17 protein-coding genes, 1 tRNA gene and 1 pseudogene are annotated in these 17,879 nt (G+C 67.5%); 10 read left to right on the top strand and 9 right to left on the bottom strand.

Translation table 11 applies throughout. The features are described 5' to 3' along the window. The 5 genes from G6032_RS15765 (at window position 1) to G6032_RS14555 (ending at window position 5,348) form a co-directional block, all read left to right on the top strand. Window positions 1-1,155 carry an EAL domain-containing protein gene (locus tag G6032_RS15765; protein ID WP_165282902.1) on the top strand — a complete coding sequence of 385 codons (1,155 nt, stop codon included), beginning with the start codon at window positions 1-3 and terminating at the stop codon, window positions 1,153-1,155. A gap of 75 nt (window positions 1,156-1,230) precedes the next feature. Then, window positions 1,231-3,390, top strand: a complete 2,160-nt coding sequence (locus tag G6032_RS14570; protein WP_165282901.1) for an AsmA family protein — start codon at window positions 1,231-1,233, stop codon at window positions 3,388-3,390. Then, window positions 3,387-4,007, top strand: coding sequence for an SRPBCC family protein (locus tag G6032_RS14565; protein WP_165282900.1), 621 nt, complete (start codon window positions 3,387-3,389; stop codon window positions 4,005-4,007). The genes G6032_RS14570 and G6032_RS14565 overlap by 4 nt, the downstream gene beginning before the upstream one ends. Continuing rightward, window positions 4,000-5,076, top strand: a complete 1,077-nt coding sequence (gene mutY, locus G6032_RS14560; RefSeq protein ID WP_165282899.1) for an A/G-specific adenine glycosylase — start codon at window positions 4,000-4,002, stop codon at window positions 5,074-5,076. Before G6032_RS14565 ends, mutY begins: the two co-directional genes overlap by 8 nt. Next, on the top strand, window positions 5,073-5,348 hold the full coding sequence (locus G6032_RS14555; RefSeq protein WP_165282898.1) for an oxidative damage protection protein: 276 nt from the start codon (window positions 5,073-5,075) through the stop codon (window positions 5,346-5,348). The genes mutY and G6032_RS14555 overlap by 4 nt, the downstream gene beginning before the upstream one ends. Here the strand turns inward: G6032_RS14555 and egtD are convergent. Next, window positions 5,324-6,328, bottom strand: a complete 1,005-nt coding sequence (gene egtD, locus G6032_RS14550; RefSeq protein WP_165282897.1) for an L-histidine N(alpha)-methyltransferase — start codon at window positions 6,326-6,328, stop codon at window positions 5,324-5,326. The two genes, G6032_RS14555 and egtD, sit on opposite strands and share 25 nt — an antisense overlap. Continuing rightward, window positions 6,325-7,626 (bottom strand): ergothioneine biosynthesis protein EgtB, encoded by a 1,302-nt coding sequence (gene egtB, locus G6032_RS14545; RefSeq protein WP_165282896.1) that lies wholly within the window; start codon window positions 7,624-7,626, stop codon window positions 6,325-6,327. Before egtB ends, egtD begins: the two co-directional genes overlap by 4 nt. A gap of 134 nt (window positions 7,627-7,760) precedes the next feature. On the opposite strand from egtB, the gene G6032_RS14540 reads away from it, so the two are divergent. The 5 genes from G6032_RS14540 to G6032_RS14520 all read left to right on the top strand — a co-directional run bounded on the left by G6032_RS14540 (window position 7,761) and on the right by G6032_RS14520 (window position 9,826). Beyond that, window positions 7,761-7,836, top strand: a tRNA-Phe gene (locus tag G6032_RS14540). Between the two features lie 191 nt (window positions 7,837-8,027). Next, window positions 8,028-8,588 carry a hypothetical protein gene (locus G6032_RS14535; protein WP_165282895.1) on the top strand — a complete coding sequence of 187 codons (561 nt, stop codon included), beginning with the start codon at window positions 8,028-8,030 and terminating at the stop codon, window positions 8,586-8,588. Next, on the top strand, window positions 8,585-8,896 hold the full coding sequence (locus tag G6032_RS14530; RefSeq protein ID WP_165282894.1) for a transcriptional regulator: 312 nt from the start codon (window positions 8,585-8,587) through the stop codon (window positions 8,894-8,896). The genes G6032_RS14535 and G6032_RS14530 overlap by 4 nt, the downstream gene beginning before the upstream one ends. Continuing rightward, window positions 8,893-9,372 carry a hypothetical protein gene (locus G6032_RS14525; RefSeq protein WP_165282893.1) on the top strand — a complete coding sequence of 160 codons (480 nt, stop codon included), beginning with the start codon at window positions 8,893-8,895 and terminating at the stop codon, window positions 9,370-9,372. The genes G6032_RS14530 and G6032_RS14525 overlap by 4 nt, the downstream gene beginning before the upstream one ends. Next, the gene (locus tag G6032_RS14520) at window positions 9,359-9,826 is read left to right on the top strand and encodes an abscisic acid-deficient protein Aba4 family protein (RefSeq protein ID WP_165282892.1); all 468 of its coding nucleotides are present in this window, start codon (window positions 9,359-9,361) and stop codon (window positions 9,824-9,826) included. The genes G6032_RS14525 and G6032_RS14520 overlap by 14 nt, the downstream gene beginning before the upstream one ends. 569 nt (window positions 9,827-10,395) lie before the next feature. Here the strand turns inward: G6032_RS14520 and glpQ are convergent. The 7 genes and pseudogenes from glpQ to G6032_RS14485 all read right to left on the bottom strand — a co-directional run. Continuing rightward, entirely contained in the window at window positions 10,396-11,736 is a 1,341-nt protein-coding gene (gene glpQ, locus G6032_RS14515; RefSeq protein WP_165282891.1) for a glycerophosphodiester phosphodiesterase, read from the bottom strand. Between the two features lie 77 nt (window positions 11,737-11,813). Next, a complete protein-coding gene (gene recQ, locus G6032_RS14510; RefSeq protein WP_165282890.1) occupies window positions 11,814-13,646 on the bottom strand; it encodes a DNA helicase RecQ in 1,833 nt (610 codons plus the stop codon). Between the two features lie 98 nt (window positions 13,647-13,744). Next, window positions 13,745-14,887, bottom strand: a complete 1,143-nt coding sequence (locus tag G6032_RS14505; RefSeq protein ID WP_165282889.1) for a methyl-accepting chemotaxis protein — start codon at window positions 14,885-14,887, stop codon at window positions 13,745-13,747. A gap of 36 nt (window positions 14,888-14,923) precedes the next feature. After that, a complete protein-coding gene (locus G6032_RS14500) occupies window positions 14,924-16,039 on the bottom strand; it encodes a chemotaxis response regulator protein-glutamate methylesterase (RefSeq protein ID WP_206212011.1) in 1,116 nt (371 codons plus the stop codon). A 10-nt stretch (window positions 16,040-16,049) separates the two neighbouring features. Then, complete coding sequence (cheD, locus tag G6032_RS14495; protein ID WP_165282888.1) at window positions 16,050-16,679, bottom strand: chemoreceptor glutamine deamidase CheD; 630 nt, start codon at window positions 16,677-16,679, stop codon at window positions 16,050-16,052. After that, complete coding sequence (locus tag G6032_RS14490) at window positions 16,676-17,503, bottom strand: CheR family methyltransferase (RefSeq protein WP_165282887.1); 828 nt, start codon at window positions 17,501-17,503, stop codon at window positions 16,676-16,678. Before G6032_RS14490 ends, cheD begins: the two co-directional genes overlap by 4 nt. 163 nt (window positions 17,504-17,666) lie before the next feature. Then, window positions 17,667-17,879 (bottom strand): annotated as a pseudogene (locus tag G6032_RS14485) (hypothetical protein); the annotation flags it as partial.

Below are 17,879 nucleotides of genomic sequence, written 5' to 3'. Positions count from 1 at the left end.
GTGCACGAAACCATTCAACTCCGGCGGCTCCTGATCGTCGGCAACGACGATTTCGCCCTGCAACCGGTCGAGGAGGCCGCCACGGCCTATGGCCTGCTCGCGCGGCGTATTCCGGGTGGCGACGGGATCGCGGATGCGGTGGCCGGTTTCGGCCCGGATGCCGTCGTGCTCGATCCGGCCGTGCTGGATGATCCCGTAAACGAGATCCTGCCGGCGGTCGCGGCCTCGGGCGCTTTCCTGCTGTTGCTGGGCGGCCCGGACGATCGCGCGGTTCGTGCAGCGCGGAGCATGGCCGAGCAGCAGGGCCTGGCCGTGGCGGGGATTCTTGCGAAGCCCGTGTCGCAGGAAGGCCTGGAAGTGGCCCTGCGGGCGCTTGCCGGTGAACTCGAGTTCACCGCCGAGGACATCAGCGCGGCCGTCATGCGGGGCGAGATCGGCGCGTGGTACCAGCTGCAGCTGATGCGCAGCGAGTCCGGCTGGCGCGCGGATGGCGCGGAGGCGCTGGCGCGGTGGGAGCATCCGCAGCACGGCATGGTGCTGCCCGATGCATTCCTGCCCGTGGCGGAGGCCGAAGGCCAGATCGCTGCAATCACGGATTGCGTGCTGCTCAGTTCGGTGCAGCAGCTGGGTGTCTGGCATCGCGCCGACATGCCCCTGCGCGTGGGGGTCAACCTGTCGCCGGCCCTCGTGACGGACCCGGATTTCCCCGAGCGGCTGCGCCGGCTGGTGCTGGAGTACGACGTGCCCGCCCGTTCCCTGGTGCTGGAGATTCCGGAGCCGGGGCTCGCGCTCGCGCCCGGGGGCTTCCTCGGCATGCTCGCCCGGCTTCGCATCCACGGTTTCGGCCTGGCGCTCGAGCATTTCGGCAGCGGCAACTCGTCCCTGACCGACCTGTACAGGACGCCGTTCAGCGAGATCAAGATCGACCGGCGGCTCGTAGCCAATCTCGACGACGACGAGGATGCGCGCAGGCTGGTGCGCGGCATCATCCTGCTGGCGCACGAACTCGGCCTCGAGACGACCGCCGAGGCCGTCGAAACCAGCGAGACGCTGGAGTTCCTGCATGCCGCCGGCTGCGACAGGGTGCAGGGTTTCGTCATCAGTCGCCCGATGCCGGCGACCGAGTTCCAGGCGGTGGTCGGTCACTGGCTCTGAGTTCCGGTCGGCTCCGGCTTCTATAATCGGAGCGACAGGCGTCCACAGTACGTCGTTGCCGGGAGCTGCAAGCTCATGACCAAAGCGCTGAAAATCATTCTCGGCCTGTTCGGGCTGCTGGTCGTCGTGGTGCTGGCCGCGGTGATCATCATTCCGCTGGTCGTCGATCCCAACGACTACCGGGACGACATCGCGCGCGCGGTGACCGAGGAAACCGGGCGCGATTTCGAAATCGCCGGCGAGGTGTCGCTGAGCGTGTTCCCGTGGCTCGGGCTGGAAGTGGGACGGATGCGGCTCGGCAATCCGCCGGGGTTCGGCGATACGCCTTTCGTGGAAATCGGTTCCGCTGCGGTCGGCGCGCGGCTCATGCCGCTCCTGTCGCGCCGGCTCGAGGTCAGCACGCTGCGCCTGGAAGGCCTGCGCATCAATCTCGTCCGACAGGCCGACGGCACCGCAAACTGGGAGGGTCTCGGTGCTGACGACGGGGGCGCGCGAGGTGAGGCTGGCGCGGCCGAGGAGACCGGCGACGGGCGCGGCCCGCCGCCGGATGTCGGACCCGATGGCGCGGACGGCACTTTCCGGCTGGAGCGCATCGCCGGACTGCAGCTCGAGGATGCGCTCGTACGCTTCGAGGACCGCGCGGCCGGGACGATCATCGAGGCTGCGGTACCCACGCTCTCGACAGGGGAACTCGCGCCGGGCCGGCCTTTCGAGCTCGAGGCCGAGACGATGGTGACTATCGGTGACGGCGAATCGACGCTCGACGCGCAGCTGGAGGCGACCGTGCAGTTTGCCGAGGATTTCGGCGCCGTCACGCTGCGCGATTTCGGACTCACCGGCGGTTTCGAGACCGGGGAGAGCCAGCGCCGGGCGTTCGCCTTGCGCATGCCGCAGCTCGATGCCGACCTGGAGGCCCAGACGCTGGCCATTCCCGATGTCTCTGCCGAAGCGGCGGGTGTCGATGCCACCCTGGACGTCACGGGCGAGCGCATCATCGATGCGCCTGCGTTCCGCGGGCGCATCGTCGTCGAGGAATTCTCGCCGCGTGATGTTTTCGAGCAGCTCGGGATCGAGGCGCCCGAGACTGCCGATCCTGCCGTGCTGGGGTCGGCGTCGCTGCAGGCGGAGTATGTCGCGGATCCCTCCGAGGCCCGGCTGCAGGACCTGGTCGCCGTGCTGGATGATTCGACGCTCGAGGGCACGGCGTCGATAGGGCTCGGCGAGATTCCCCGAATCCGTGCGGACATGGCCCTGGATGCGATCGATCTCGACCGTTACCTGCCCCCGGAAACCGACGCGCCGGCCGAGGAGGCGCCGGCCGGTGATGTCGAGCTTGCGTTCGAGTGGCTGAAGACCCTGGACCTGGACGCATCGTTCACAGCGGGCAGGGTGAAGCTCAACGGCCTGGTGATGACGGGGGTGGAGGCGCGGGCCGTGGCGCGTGACGGCGTGCTCGAGCTGCAACCGCTCGGGGCGGCGCTGTACGAGGGCCGGATGGACGGCAAAGCACGGCTCGATGCGCGCGAGGCGCCGGCGCGGTTGAGCGTGGAACAGTCGCTGTCCGGGTTCCAGCTGTTGCCGTTCGCGCGCGATCTCGCCGACTTCGAGCGCCTCACGGGCGTCGCCGAGTTCGATGCCGACCTCAGCACGCGTGCGGCCACGACGGCTGGACTGGTGTCCGGGCTCGACGGCGAACTCGCCTTCGACCTGGCGGATGGTGCCTTCAAGGGCGTCAACCTCTGGTACGAGATCCAGCGTGCCTATGCGCTCGCCAGGGGGCGGGAGGCGCCGACGCGCACGTCGCCGGATACCGAGTTCCGGCGGCTCACCGGTACGGCGGTGATTCGCGACGGAAAACTCGTCAACGACGATCTCACCGCCGGGCTCCCGTTTCTCGGCGTGACAGGAAGCGGCGAGGTGGACCTCTCCGCCGGCACGCTCGATTACCGGCTCAATGCCACCGTGCTGCGCGAGGTCGAGGACGAGGCGACCGGCGAAACTGCCGAGCTGGCCGGCGCCACGCTGCCGCTGCGTCTCAGCGGCACCCTGGATTCACCGTCCGTCAGCGTGGATATCGCGGGGATGTTGCGCGACAAGGCGACGGAGGAAGCCTTGCGCCGCCTCGGCGTCGATCCGGCGGAGGGCGAGTCGCTCGAGGACAGCCTCAAGGAGCGGGCCGAGGACAAGTTTCGCAGCCTCAGGGACCGGCTGCGCAAGGACGACGGCGGCTCTTGACGGGGAACAGCGTCCCGGCGCCCGTCTGCCCAGCGATCGCCGCACGCGCCACCGCGTTCGCCGCCGCGTTCGCCACCGCGCTCGCAATCGCCTTGCTGCCGTTCGCCGGCGCCGCGGCGTTCGAGCTGGATACGGCGGAAATGCAACGCGACGGTCCCGCCTTCGTGCTGGAGATCGAAGCCCGCTTCGAGGCATCCCCCGAGGCGCTGCTCGCGGTGCTTACCGATTACGCCCGCGTCCACGAACTCCATCCGCAGTTGCTGGAAAGCCGCTCGCTGGGCCCGGTCGGGCCGCAGACCGAGGAGGTTTATACGCGCCTCGAGGGCTGCGTCCTGCTGTTCTGCAGGACATTGCACCGGGTCGAGCAGATCCGTCGCCGGGACGATACCCTGGTCGCCACCGACGTCCCCGGCCGCGGCTCCTTCAGCGAAGGGCGCACGGAATGGCATTTCACGCCTCACGAGGGCGGCGCCCACCTGCGTTACCGGACGCGTTTCGTGCCGGCTTTCAGCGTGTCGCCGCTGTTCGGGGAGACCGCCCTGGCGCGCTCCGTGGAGCGGATGACGCTCGAGACCATGGCGGAAGTGGACAGGCGGGCTGTGAGACGGCATGAGTGACACCCTGGCTGCGAGGCTGCTCGACTGGTACGACCAGGAGGGCCGGCACGATTTGCCATGGCAGCAGGGCCGGTCCGCCTATGCCGTATGGATCTCCGAGATCATGTTGCAGCAGACCCAGGTCGCCACCGTGATTCCGTATTTCGAGCGCTTCATGGCGCGGTTCCCCGATATCCCGAGCCTGGCTGGCGCACCCCTCGACGAGGTCCTGCATCACTGGTCGGGGCTGGGTTACTACGCCCGGGCTCGCAACCTGCACAAGGCCGCGACTGTCCTGGTCGAACGGCATGACGGCCGGTTTCCCGAGGACTTCGATGCCGTGTCTGCACTTCCCGGCATCGGTCGCTCTACAGCCGGCGCGATCCTGGCCCAGGCCTTCGGCCAGCGTCACCCGATTCTCGACGGCAACGTGAAACGGGTGCTCGCCCGCGTTCATGCGGTGCCCGGCTGGCCGGGGACCGCGGCCGTGGAGCGACGGCTCTGGGCACTGGCCGAGGAACACACGCCCGCCGGGCGTGTCGCCGACTACACGCAGGCCATCATGGACCTTGGCGCGACCGTCTGCCGGCGTGGGCGGCCGATCTGTCCGGCCTGTCCGCTGGCGGCCCGCTGCGAGGCGCACCGGCAGCAGCGCGAGACCGAGTTCCCGGCGCCGCGGCCCAGGCGGGCCCGGCCTCTGCGCCGGGTGCGGATGCTGTTGTTGCGCGACGCTGCGGGCGCGTTGCTGCTCGAACGTCGTCCCCCGCAGGGGATCTGGGGCGGGCTGTGGTGCCCGCCCGAGCTCGGCGAGGAATCCGCGCCGGGCTGGGCGACGCGCATGCTCGACGCGCCGGTCGTCGCCCGCGAGCCCCTGGCCACGCTGCGGCACGGTTTCACGCATTTCGAACTGGAAATCGAGCCGGTGCCCGCCGATCTGTGCGCGCCGCCGCGGACGCTGATGGAGCCCGGCCGGTGGGTCTGGTATAACGCCCGCTCCCCGGCGAAGCTTGGACTGGCGGCCGTCGTCAGCCGTCTCATCGAGGCGCATTCGCCGCATCCGGCCGCCGCTACACCGAAGGAACAGCCATGAGCAGAACCGTCCAATGCATCCTGCTGGGCCGCGAGGCCGAGGGCCTCGACCGCCCGCCGTACCCCGGCGAACTCGGCCAGCGCATTTACGAGCAGGTGTCCAAAGAAGCGTGGCAGAAATGGCTCGGCCACCAGACCATGCTGATCAACGAGTACCGGCTCGTGGTGATCGAACCGAAGGCGCGCGAGTTCCTGCGCGAGCAGCTGGAGCAGTATTTCTTCGGCGGCGGGGCCGCCGCGCCCGAGGGTTACGTGCCGCCGCCGGAGGACTGAGGGGCCGCTGTCTCCGGCACCACCAGCAGCTGCACTGAAAACAGTTGCTCGGGATCGGTCCAGACCCGGGCGACCTCGAAACCCGCCCCCTCGGCCAGCGCGCGGAAGCCCGCGAGCGAGTACTTGTGAGAGTACTCGGTGACGAGCACTTCACCCGGCTCGAAACGGAACGGGTGACCCGCGATGCGGACCTGTTGCGCGCGCAAGCTGACCAGGCGCATCTCGATCCGCCCGGCGGCCCCGTCCCAGACGGCCTCGTGGCGGAACCCGTTTACGTCGAAATCCGCGCCCAGTTCGCGATTCAGGCGCACGAGGAGATTCAGGTTGAATTCGGCCGTCACCCCGGCGGCGTCGTTGTAGGCCCGTTCGAGCGTCGCGCGATCCTTTTCCAGGTCCACGCCCACGAGCATCGCACCGCCGGGTCCGACCTCGCGGCGTGTCGCGTCGAGCAGGTCGGCGGCCATCGACCGTGGGAAATTGCCGATCGTGGAACCCGGAAAGAAGGCCACGTTCCGCCGCACTTTGCCGCGTGTCGGTTCCGGGAGGTCGAAGGGTTCCGTGAAGTCGGCCGTGACGGGCAACACCTCGAGATCCGGAAAATCCGCCGCGATGCGCGCGGCCGCGGCGCGCAGGTGGTCCAGGGAAATCTCCACCGGCACGTAGGCTGCGGTGGCGTCGAGATTGGCCAGCAGCAGCTCCGTCTTCACGGCCGAGCCGGAACCCAGCTCGATGAGGCGCACGCCGGGCCCGAGCGCGGCGGCCATCTCGGCGCCGTGCTGCTCGAGAATCGCGATCTCGGTGCGAGTCGGGTAATACTCCGGCAGCTCCGTGATGGCGTCGAAGAGCTCGGAGCCGCGCTGGTCGTAGAAGTACAGCGACGGGATGTTCTTGTTTGGCAGGGAAAGGCCCCGGAGGACCTCGGCGAGCATCACTTCGTCGTCCGGGCTGAAGTCGGAGACGACGCGAAGGTTGTCCGTCATGAGCCGTCCCTGGCGAGGCGCACGCCGCTGAACTGCCAGCGCTGGCCGGGATAGAAAAAATTACGGTAGGTCGGGCGCACATGTCCGGCCGGGGTGGCGCAGGAGCCGCCGCGCAGCACCATCTGGCTGCACATGAACTTGCCGTTGTATTCACCCAGCGAGCCGGCCAGCGGCTGGAAGCCGGGGTAGGGGGTGTACGGGCTGGCGGTCCATTCCCAGGCATCGCCATATAGCTGCCGCAGCCCCTCGCCGGGTGTCGCCGGCTGCGGCCTGAAGGTTCCGCTGTCCGCCCAGTTGCCCTCGCGCAGACGGTCTCGGGCGGCCACTTCCCATTCGAACTCCGTCGGCAGCCTGCAGCCCGCCCAGCGGGCGAACGCATCCGCCTCGAACAGGCTCAGGTGGGTGACCGGCGCGTCGGCCTCGATCGGCATGAGTCCGCCGAGCGTGAAGGCCTGCTCGAGGTCTTCCTGCCAGTACAGGGGGCGGTTCCAGCCCTCGGCGAGCACGGTGGACCAGCCGTCGGACAGCCAGAGGGACGATTCGGCATAGCCGCCGTCGTCGATGAACTCGCGGAATTCCGCATTGGTGACCAGCCGCGAGGCCAGCGCGTGTTCGCGCAGCAGGACCTCGTGACGGGGGCCCTCGTTGTCGAAAGCGAAGCCGTGGCCGTCGTGGCCCACCTCGACGCGGCCGGATCGGCCTGCCACCCAGGTTAGCGGCAGGGCCGCGGCAGGCGCCGCAGGCAACGCGTCGGTAGCCGCGGGCGCTGCAGCCGCCAGGTCGGCATAAGCAGGCAGCAGCGGGTTCTGGGCGAACAGGTGCTTGATGTCGGTGAGCAATAATTCCTGGTGCTGCTGCTCGTGGTTGATGCCCAGCGTGACGAGAAAAGCCAGTTCGTCGTCGCCCTGCTCCCGTTCCAGCAGCGACTGGATGCCGGCATCGACGTGGCTACGGTAGTCGAGCACCTCGGCCAGCGACGGCCGGGTCACCAGGCCGCGCTGCGACCGGGCGTGCATCTGCCCCGCCGTGTAGTAGTAGGAGTTGAACAGGTAATCGAAGCGCTCGTCGAAAACCCGGTAATCCGGGGCTCGCGCCGCGAGAATGAAACGCTCGAAAAACCAGGTGGTGTGGGCGAGGTGCCACTTGGCGGGGCTCGCGTCGGGCATGCTCTGGACGCAGGCATCTTCTGCGGAGAGCGGCGCCGCCAGGGCGCGCGAGCGGGATCGCACCGCGTGGTAGGCGTCCGCGACCGTCGCGGCCGGCGATTCATGCTGAAACAGGGAGTTGCTGGAGGTCACGAGGGATCCTGCCTGGCGGTGACTGAGATAATCAGGGTAGTCGTTCCGCCGCAGACGGGTCAAAGTCGGGCGCCCGTCGAACCTGCCTTGACGGGCCAGCGGCCGCCCGGGTCTAATACGCGCCTCGCACCGATGGCCAGGTAGCTCAGTTGGTAGAGCACGTGACTGAAAATCACGGTGTCGACAGTTCGATTCTGTCCCTGGCCACCATTCCATTGATGGCTTGCAGCGTTCCGCGGGATTGTATGTAACGGGCCCCGGCGGCAGGTGATCGTGCCAGCGAGTCCTCGCGAAGGCGCGGGTTTTAATTTTCCCCCCCTCTATCGTGATTGCATTACAGGCTTGCGCTCTTTATAAAGGCAGAGTACTCTGAAAAACAGAGTACACAAGGGAGGCCCACGATGACACAAGTTCAAGATGACCTCGCCTATGTCCGGCGCATTGTCGAAAACAGCCGTGCAGCGTTGAGCGTCGACTCACTGCCGTTGCTGGTCTGGGGAGCCCTGACGCTCGTTGGCGTCGGGCTGGTATACACGGTTGAGGCGCTGGACGGCCCCTGGTTGTGGGCAGTGCTGATCGCGATCGCGTGGCTCTATACGGGCTGGCGCATGGCGAGGACGCGCGGCCAGGCCAGATTGTTCGCGCAACGCGTGCTCGCCACGACCTGGTTCGCCGTGCTGACGTCGATGACACTGATCGGGTTCGTGGGTACTTTTTCGGGCGCCCTGCCCACGCAGACGATCCCACCGGTTTTCGCCGCCTTCTTCGGTCTTGCTTACCTCGCGAGCGCGGTCCTGACCGGACGGCAGGTGTTGGTCGGTCTGGCCATCGCATGGTGGGTCGGTGCAGCGCTCTTGTTTTTCGTGCCGCCATCACTGCGACTGGTCGTTTTCGGCGGGTTGTTGCTGGTGCTGTTGATTGTGCCGGCCCTGGCGCTGCACAGGAGCGCGGCGACGCAATGAGCGTCAGTCATGACTACCGCCAGATCGATCCCCTGCTCGCGTCACGTATCCGGCTTGCTGCGATGACACTCCTGGCAACGGTGGAGAATGCGGACTTCAGCTTCCTGCGTGAGCAGATCGGCGCCAGTGACGGCAATCTCGGCGCGCATATGCAGAAGCTCGCGGCGGCCGGGTACGTCGAGGAGACCAAAAGCTTCATCAAGCGAAAGCAGAACACGAGTTACACCCTCACCAGCAGGGGACGGAGCGCGCTGGACAACCATCTTGCCTTGATCCGCGCGATGCTCGACCCGAAGGGTTCGGCGTGACCTCGATCTTCCCGATGCTGCTGACTGGGATCGCGCTGTCCTCGTCTGCGGCAGCACCTGGCGCCGCATCCAGAGTCGTGCTCGAGGATCAGTTCGGACGGGAAGCCGTCGTCTTGCCGGTACCGGCTGGCCCGGTCGTAGTTTTGTACAGCGACCGAAAAGGCGTCCGTGAAGCAGGGGAGTGGCTGAGCGCTCTGGAGACCGGCGTTTGCGTTTTGATCGAAGTGGCCCAGCTTGCAGAAGTGCCGGCCATAGCGAGGCCGTTCGTGCGGCGGAGCTTCCGCAACTCCAGTGCCGTGCTGTTGGACTGGCGGGGCCGATTGGCTGAGCGGCTCGGTTTCGAGCCAGGGCGTGCCAACCTGTATCTCTTCGATCGCGCTGGTCGCTTGTCGCGCCACTACCATGCCGGACTCGGCGGCACGGCCTTGCACGAGTTCGTCGCCGACCTGAGGGCGCATTGCAATGTGGCCATTTGAAGCGGGCGCGACTTTCGGTGCTGCTGGTCAATTGATGACCGGGTTGTGGGTTCTGCTGTTAGTGAGTCTCTGGGTTTCCCGGCTGGCAAGTGCTGTGAAGTGGATAGGCTTCTTTGGGCTGCCGCTGCTGTTCGGCCTGGCCTATGTTCTCCTGATATTCCCGCATGTGCCGTTCCAGGATGGCGGCTTCGGCAGCCTTGGCGCCGTTCGAGGACTGTTCGGATCAGACCAGATTCTGCTGGCCGGCTGGTTGCATTTCCTGGTGTTCGATTACTTCATCGGTTGCTGGATTGCAGGCCAGCAGCGCAGCGAGCGTCTGCCGCGATCGCTCGTCGCGTTGTCCCTCGTATTCTGTTTCCTGGCCGGTCCGGCCGGATTACTTCTCTACCTGCTCATCCGCACCGTCTGCAGGTGGCGTAACGGTCGTGCATGGTGGCGGGCTTGCGTGCCCTGATCAACGAGTTTCATCGGCGTGGGGCGTGGTTGACGCGCGTGGCGCTAGCGCATTTCCTTCTTTTCGGGCTGCTTTTGGTGCTCATGGTGCTCGATCCACGGCAGATTACCGGGGTGAATGCCTGGCTCAAGCCGGCCAAGTTCGCGCTTTCGATCACGGTATACCTGCTGACCATGGCGTGGTTGCTGGGAGAGCTTGGGCCTGCGCGCCGCGTGGTTGTGTTGCTGGCGGCAGTGATTATTGGCTCGATGGTAACGGAACAGGTCCTGATCACCATGCAGGCCGCTCGAGGCACGACCTCACACTACAATGCTTCGACACCTTTCGACAGCGCCGTGTTCAGCCTGATGGGTTTCGGCGTCGCTGCCAACTCGGCAGCCGTATTTGTTGCATTGTTGCTGTTCATGACGGAGCGCCGACCAGCCGCTCCCGCCTACCTTTGGGGCGTCCGCCTGGGCCTGGCGGTCTTCCTGGTCGGGAGCGCGCAGGGCTTCGTCATGATCGCCAACGCCGGCCACACTGTGGGCGCGCCTGATGGTGCTGCGGGAATTCCCGTGCTGGCCTGGAGTTCAGTCGCCGGCGACCTGAGGATCGCGCATTTCATTGGCATTCACGCGCTCCAGGTGCTTCCGCTGGCCGGGCTGCTGATCGATCGCTGGGTTGCGTTCCCCTCGGCGCGAGTAGCTGCCGTGTGGTTCGCTGCGGCAGCGTACGCGGGTTTCGCCGGGGTGGCCCATCTGCATGCGCTGCGTGGTCTGACCTGGTTCCCGCTCGGAGATGCCGCTACGGGATAGTTGCAGGCCGGCTGCGCGGCGGCTGTCGAAACCTGGGCCTTTCCGAGCGCGCAGGAATCTCACCATCGCGTCCGGCTGGTCGATGAACAGCCCGTCCACGCATTGCACCTCGAGCAACAGGTGGAGCAGTTCCTCGACTGAGAGCCGGTGGGGCAGATTGTCGGTTCGCACGGTATAGGGGTGCACCGACAGCCCCACCTGCCTGGCGTCGGTTACCAGCGTGCTGAATTTCTGCGTACCGTCGGCCTGCGCGCCGAGCAGGATGCGGCTGATCGGCGGGCCGATGCCATCGGCAAATTTCGCGATCTCCGCGAGGCCTTCGGGCGTGTACATCGGCGTGTAATCGACATCGTTCATGTCCCAGTCGTTCTCGCCGAGCAGCTGCACCAGGCGCAGGCGAACGCCTTTCTCGCGGAGGCGGCGCAACGGCTCGGGCTCGAAGGACTGGATGATCGCGTAGTCATTCCTTTCGCTGTAGCCATGGCGTTCCAGTTCCGCGGCCACGATCGCCGCGAGGTCATGGCCGTGTTCCGCATGGAAGGCGGGAAACTTGGTTTCCGGGTAGATGCCGACGTTCCTGCCCGTGCTCGTGTTCAGGCCCTGCACCAGTTCGATCAGCTCGGCCAGCGTCACGATGCCGAAGTTGCCCGTCCCGGCGGGAAACCGCGCCGGGTACCGCGGCTCGCCGGTCCCGGGCTCGATGCGTTCGAACACGCGCAACTGCCGCAGCTCGGCCAGCGTGAAGTCGAGCGCGTAGTGCAGCCCGTCGGCGCGGGCCCGGCCGGGGAACCGCTCGCGCACGTCGGTGGTCGCGTCGAGTGTCAGGTCGTGCAGCGCGACCGGATGGCCGTCGCTCGTCAGGACGATGTCGGGTTCGATGAAATCAGCCCCCAGGGCGTAGGCGAAGGCGTAGGCCGCGAGGGTGTGCTCCGGCAGGTAACCGGAGGCGCCGCGGTGGGCGATGACGACGGGGTGGACGGCCTCCGCGGTGTCTGCTCCTGGCTGCGGTTCACCGGTGCGGCCCGCTGGCGGCGTATCCGCGCGGGTCGCCGACGGCACGATCACCGCGGCGCTGACCAGCAGCACCGACAATCTGAAAACACGGGGAATCGACATGGTGGCCTCGATCGCGTCTGCGCGTTGCGGTCTCCGAGGACCTACTCCATCACCCGCACGTTTCGAGGCGATGACACTCAGTGCGCGCGGATGATGGCGAGAAAGTCCTCGCCGTAGCGCTCCAGCTTTTTCTGGCCCACGCCGGAGATGCCGAGCAGGGCGGTGGCGTTGGTCGGCAGCTCGCGGGCCATCTCGATGAGCGTGGCGTCGCCGAAGATGATGTAGGGCGGCACGCCCTGGGCGTCGGCCAGCGACTTGCGCAATGCGCGCAAGGCGTCGAACAGCGATTCGTCGTAAGGACCTCCGCTCGCGGCGATCCGCGCCGGCTTGCGCTTCGCTGCAGCCTTGACCCGGGGGCGCGCCAGCTCGAGTGTTTCCTCGCCGCGCAGCAGGGGTCGCGCGGCCGGCGTGAGCCGCAGCACCGAGTAGCGCGCGATGTCCTGCTCGAGGTAACCGCGATGGATCAGCTGGCGCAGCAGCGAGGCCCATTCCTGCATGCCGTGGTGCGCGCCGATGCCGAAGGTGGAGAGGCGGTCATGCCCGGCGGCGAGAATGCGCTCGTTCCGCGTGCCGCGCAGCACGTCGATGACGTACTTGATGCCGTATCCCTGGTCCAGGCGGTACACGCAGGACAGCGCCTTGCGCGCGTCTTCGGTCGCATCGAAGCGCTCCGGCGGCTCCAGGCAGACGTCGCAATTGCCGCAGTCCTCGGCGAGGCGCTCGCCGAAGTAGCCGAGCAGCACGCGGCGTCGGCAGGTCAGGCTCTCGGCCAGCGCGACCATCGCGTTGAGCTTGTGCACCTCGATCCGCTGGCGCGCCTCGTTGGCGCCCCGTTCCACGAGCGCGCGGGCGGTGACCACGTCCTGCGCGCCGAACAGCAAGAGGGCCTCGGCGGGCAGGCCATCGCGCCCGGCGCGGCCCGTTTCCTGGTAGTAGCCCTCGATGTTTTTCGGCATGTCGTAGTGGACGACGAAGCGCACGTTCGGCTTGTCGATGCCCATGCCGAAGGCGACCGTCGCCACCACGATATCCAGCTCGTCGCGCAGGAAGGCTTCCTGCACGCGGTGGCGTTCCGTCGCCGCCAGTCCCGCGTGATAGGCGCCGGCCCGCAGGCCCCGGGCGCACAGCTTTTCGGTCAACTCGTCCACCCGGCGCCGCGACAGGGCGTAGATGATCCCCGCCTGGCCGTCCCGCGACGCGAGAAAGGCCGCGAGCTGCTCCAGCGGCTTGTGCTTCTCGCGCACCGTGTAGCGGATATTGGGCCGGTCGAAGCTCGCGACGTACCGCGTGGCGTGCTCGAGATCGAGCACCCGGACGATATCCTCGCGCGTCTGCGGATCCGCGGTGGCGGTCAAAGCGACCAGCGGAATACCGGGAAACCGCCGGCGCAGGGCGCCGAGCTGGACGTACTCGGGACGGAAATCATGGCCCCATTGCGACACGCAATGCGCCTCGTCCACCGCGAACAGCGCGATCTCGATGCCGTCGAGGCGGCCGAGAAACGTGTCGCTCATCAGCGTCTCGGGCGCGACGTACAGCAGGTCCAGCTCGCCGGCGTGGAGCCGGGCGAGCGTCCGGCGGGCGGCGTCGCCCTCCAGCGAGGAGTTATAGAAGGCCGCGGCGACCCCGTTGGCCAGCAGCGCATCGACCTGGTCCTTCATGAGCGAGATCAGGGGTGAGACGACGATCGCCGTGCCGCGCCGATGCAATGCCGGGACCTGGTAGCACAGCGACTTGCCGCCCCCGGTGGGCATGAGCACGAAGGCGTCTTTCCCCGCCACGAGGTCCGCGATGATCTCTTCCTGGCGGAGGCGGAAGGCGGCAAAGCCGAACACCCGCGACAAGGTGTCCAGCGGTGACGCGGCGACGCGCCCGCCGGGGGGCGGCAAGGCGTGGCCTGCGGACGGCATGGAGGGGCTGGACATGGGCGCGGCGACGGGGGCTGACGGAACAGCGTCCCATCATAACGGCCGCGCCCGGGAGCGCCATCCTCAGAACAACGCCGGATTCAGAACAATTCGACGCTGCCGGCCTGCATGCTGGTCTGCGACACCGGGCCGTGCGGCCGCGGCGGGGGAGCCGGGGCGGGTGCAGGCATCGCCACCACGCTGGGTTTCTTCGGCGCCGGCGCCGGCCGGGCCGCGGGTTTCTCCGCCGGCTTGCCGTTTCTCAGCTGCTCGCGCAGCGCCTCGAGGTGCTCCACGCTTTCCACCGCGACGCCCAGCGACTGCGAGGAGATATCCTCGAACTGCAGCGAGCGCACCGCGTCGCCGACCGCGGCGCCGAGCTGCTCGCCGAGCGGCGCCATTTCGGCGATGGCCTCGCGCAACTGCGCCCGCACGGCGTCCGCCTGGGTGATCATGCGGGTGATGCGTTCCTTTTCCTGCAGCGTCTCGCCCATGTCGCGAGCGGCCATCTGGTTGACCTTCTGCTGCACGCGGGCCACGGCCTCGCTGGTGTCGGTGACGCGCTCGCGGATCTGTTCGTTGAACTCGGCGGAGCGGATCGACAGCTTGCGGACCTCGTCGGCGACCACCGCGAAGCCGCGCCCTGCCTCGCCGGCGCGCGCCGCCTCGATGCTGGCGTTCAGCGCCAGGAGATTGGTCTGTTCGGCCAGGCTGCGCGCGTCCTCGAGCAGCTTGAAGATGCCCTGCAGGTGGCTGAGCATCTTCTCGGTCTCGTTGGCCATGTGCACGCTTTGCTGGCTCGACTGGATCAGCGCATCGACGAAACGCTCCAGCGCCTCGCTGGTCCGCTCGTTGCTATCGGCACGCTCGTCGACCACGGCGCCGCTGAGGCCTTTCTGCAGCAACGCGGCCTGCGCCTGGGTCACCCCGTGCATCTTGTTGAAACTGCGGGACAGCTGGGCGACCGCGTCGGAGATGAGTCCCTTGACGCGCGCCACCTGGGTGTTGATTCGGGGCAATTCGTCGGCCAGCGCCGCGTCCACGGTCTCGGCGACCGCTTCGCTGTGTTCGGCGCTCTGGCGGGCGCTGGAGGCTTCGCTGAGCACCCCCGCACCGAGCAGGGCGACCACGACGAGGGCCAGGCCGGCCTGCAGCCAGGCGCCGTTGCCGACGCTGAGGCCGAGGACGGCCAGCGCCAGCAGCGCCGCGACCAACATGAAATTACGAGAAGAGATGCTGTGCATGACGTCCATTCCGCTCGGCGGTGTTACGTGAGAGTGTTATCGGCCGGACCCTGCAATAGCTTGAGCGCCGGCGCCGGGATGTTTGCCCGCGCCGGTTTTGCCGGCCGGCGCCGCGAGCAGGGCATTCGCGATCCTGCCCAGCGGCAGCACCTCGGCGGCCGCGCCGATCTTGACGGCTTCGCCCGGCATGCCCCAGACGACGCTGGTGGCCTCGTCCTGGGCGACGGTGTGGGCGCCGGCTTCGCGCAGCTCCAGCAGGCCCTTCGCGCCGTCGGCGCCCATGCCCGTGAGGATCGCGGCCACGGCGCGGGGGCCCGCACAGTCCGCGATCGAACGGAACATGACGTCTACGCTGGGCCGGTGGCGGTTCACCGGCGGGCCGTCGTTGATGCGGCAGATGTAGCGCCCGCCGGAGCGTTCGACCAGCAGGTGATGGTCGCCTGGGGCGACGAAGGCATGGCCCTGCAGCACCACGTCGCCGTCCTCCGCTTCCTTGACCCGCAAGCGGGTGAGCTTGTCCATGCGCTCCGCGAAGGCGCGGCTGAAGCCGGGCGGGATGTGCTGGGCGATGACGATACCGGGCGCGTCAGGCGGCATGCCGAGCAGCACTTCCTTGATGGCCTCGGTTCCGCCGGTGGAGGCGCCGATGGCGATCAGGCTGTCGGTGGTGTTCAGGTGCCGGCGGCGCGGCGGCGGCAGGACCGCGTCCGCCGACAACGAGGCGGCTGGCATGGCGCCGCGCACCTTGGCGCGCGCCGCCGTCTTCACCTTGGCGCAGAGTTCCTCGCCGAGTTCGGTCAGCTGGTTGCCGAGGTCGCCCTTGGGCTTGGTGATGAAGTCGATCACGCCGAGCGACAGGGCCTCGAGCGTGACGTCCGCGCCGCGCTCCGTCAGCGACGACACCATCACGACGGGCATGGGGCGCAGGCGCATCAGGTTGCGCAGGAAGGTCAGGCCGTCCATGCGCGGCATCTCGACGTCGAGCGTCAGGACGTCCGGGTTGAGTTCCTTGATCTTCTCACGCGCGATGATCGGGTCGGGCGCGGCGCCGACGACCTCGATGTCCGGATCCTTGCGCATCATCAGCGTCAGGATTTTCCGCACCAGCGCCGAGTCGTCGATGATCAGTACCTTGATGGGCGAGTCTGGCATCAGTACGTCCTCAGAAGAGTTCCACGCTGCCGGTGTCGGGCAGGTGGTCGATTTCATCCAGGTAGCGCGTCTCGCGCTTGATGATCGTGTCGTTGCGCAGCACCTGCAGCCGCTTGACCTTCACGCGCCCCGTGTCCGGCATGTAAACGACCTTGCGCGGCCAGTCGCCGCCGAGGTCCTCGCCGGCGATCGGCAGCTTCTCGGTGCGCAGGAATTCGCGCACGAAAGTGGCGTTCCGCGAACCGATATCCGACATCTGCACGAGCACCCTGCCGCCGCCGACGACCTTGATCTCCAGGCGTTCACGGCGCGCGCCCAGCTTGTACATCTCGTTGAGCAGGCTCTCCATCGCGAAGGTGCCGTAGCGCGCGGCCTGCGAGAGGCACTGGCCCCAGCGGCTGTCCGGATGGCCGTGGGGGAGCATGAAGTGGTTCATGCCGCCGATGCCCAGATCCCGGTCGCGGATGCACGCGGAGACGCAGGACCCGAGCACGGTGACGATGATCTCGCCGCGGGTCGAGACGTAGAACTCGCCCGGCAGGATCTTGACCGCCATGGTGCCGTGATCGCGGTCGAAATAGAGGTTCGGAACCAGGGCGCTGCCGAGCGGCGGGGTGGTAGTGGCCTTGGCGGGCTTCATTTCCGCTGCACCGGGGTGTAGACGGTCTTGCCGCGGGAGGCGAACAGGTCGATCGCGTGCGAGAAGCTCTCGGCATGACCGGCGAACAACAGCCCCTCGGGGCGGAGGATCGGCACGAATTTCTGCAGCACCCGCCGTTGCGTCGGCTTGTCGAAATAGATCATGACGTTGCGGCAGAAGATCGCGTCCAGCGGGGGACGGATCGGCCACTCGTCGGCCAGCAGGTTGAGCGGCCGGAAAGTGACGAGCCTGGCGAGCTCGGGACGGATCCGTACCAGTCCCTCCCGTGCGCCCTTGCCCCGCAGGAAGAAGCGTTTCACGTCCTGCTCCGGGATGCCCGCGATCCGGTCGGCGCTGTAGACGCCTTCCTCGGCATGCAGCAGCACGTTGGTGTCCACGTCGGTGGCGATGATCTTCACCGGGGGCTCGAAGGTGCCGAAGGCGTCCACCATGGTCATGGCCATCGACCAGGCTTCCTCCCCGGTGGAACAGGCCGAAGACCACAGCATGACGTCCCGGCCGCGACAATGCTCGAGCACGTGCTTCGCCAGGATCGGAAAGTGATGCGATTCGCGGAAGAACGCCGTCAGGTTAGTGGTCAGCGAGTTGATGAAGTGCTGCCACTCGCCTGCGTCGTTGTTGAGCATGTCGAGGTAGTCGTCGAAGCGCGTCATCTGGAAATTGCGCAGCCGGCGCGCCACGCGGCTGTAGACCATGTGGCGCTTGCCAGGATGCAGGGAGATGCCCGCGTGTTCGTGGATCAATCGGCGAACTTCCTCGAAGTTCCTGTCGCTGAATTCAAACTCGCGCTCGACTGCGGCCATGTGGGCAAATTCCTGTCAGTGCGCCGGGGCGGCGTCCGCCATAAGCGATCCGGCGAGCGTTGCGGCGGATTGTTGTTCTCGTTCTCACGGAATCCTGGAGAGCGCCTGCTCGTACTAGTTAAGTCGGCAGTTGCCGGCGTTTCTTTAGACGGCGTTGATGTACCTAGAACTCAGCCCATTCCTCCCCTGCTTCGGCGGGCTCGGCGCGCTTGGGCGCAGCGCCATGGCTCTTGGCGGCGCTCGCCTTGGGCGCGGGCGCCTTCGCCGGCGTGCTGCGCGGCGCGGCGATGCCGGAGAGCTTGGCGTCGTCGATGCGGAACACGGAGACGGCCTGGGCGAGACCATGGGCCTGGTCCTCGAGGGAGGAGGCGGCCGC

This window comes from Wenzhouxiangella sp. XN24 (genome assembly GCF_011064545.1).
Taxonomy (GTDB): Bacteria; Pseudomonadota; Gammaproteobacteria; order Steroidobacterales; family XN24; genus XN24.
The sequence above is the reverse complement of the archived record's forward strand: the minus strand, read 5'-3'. Positions and strand labels throughout refer to the sequence as shown.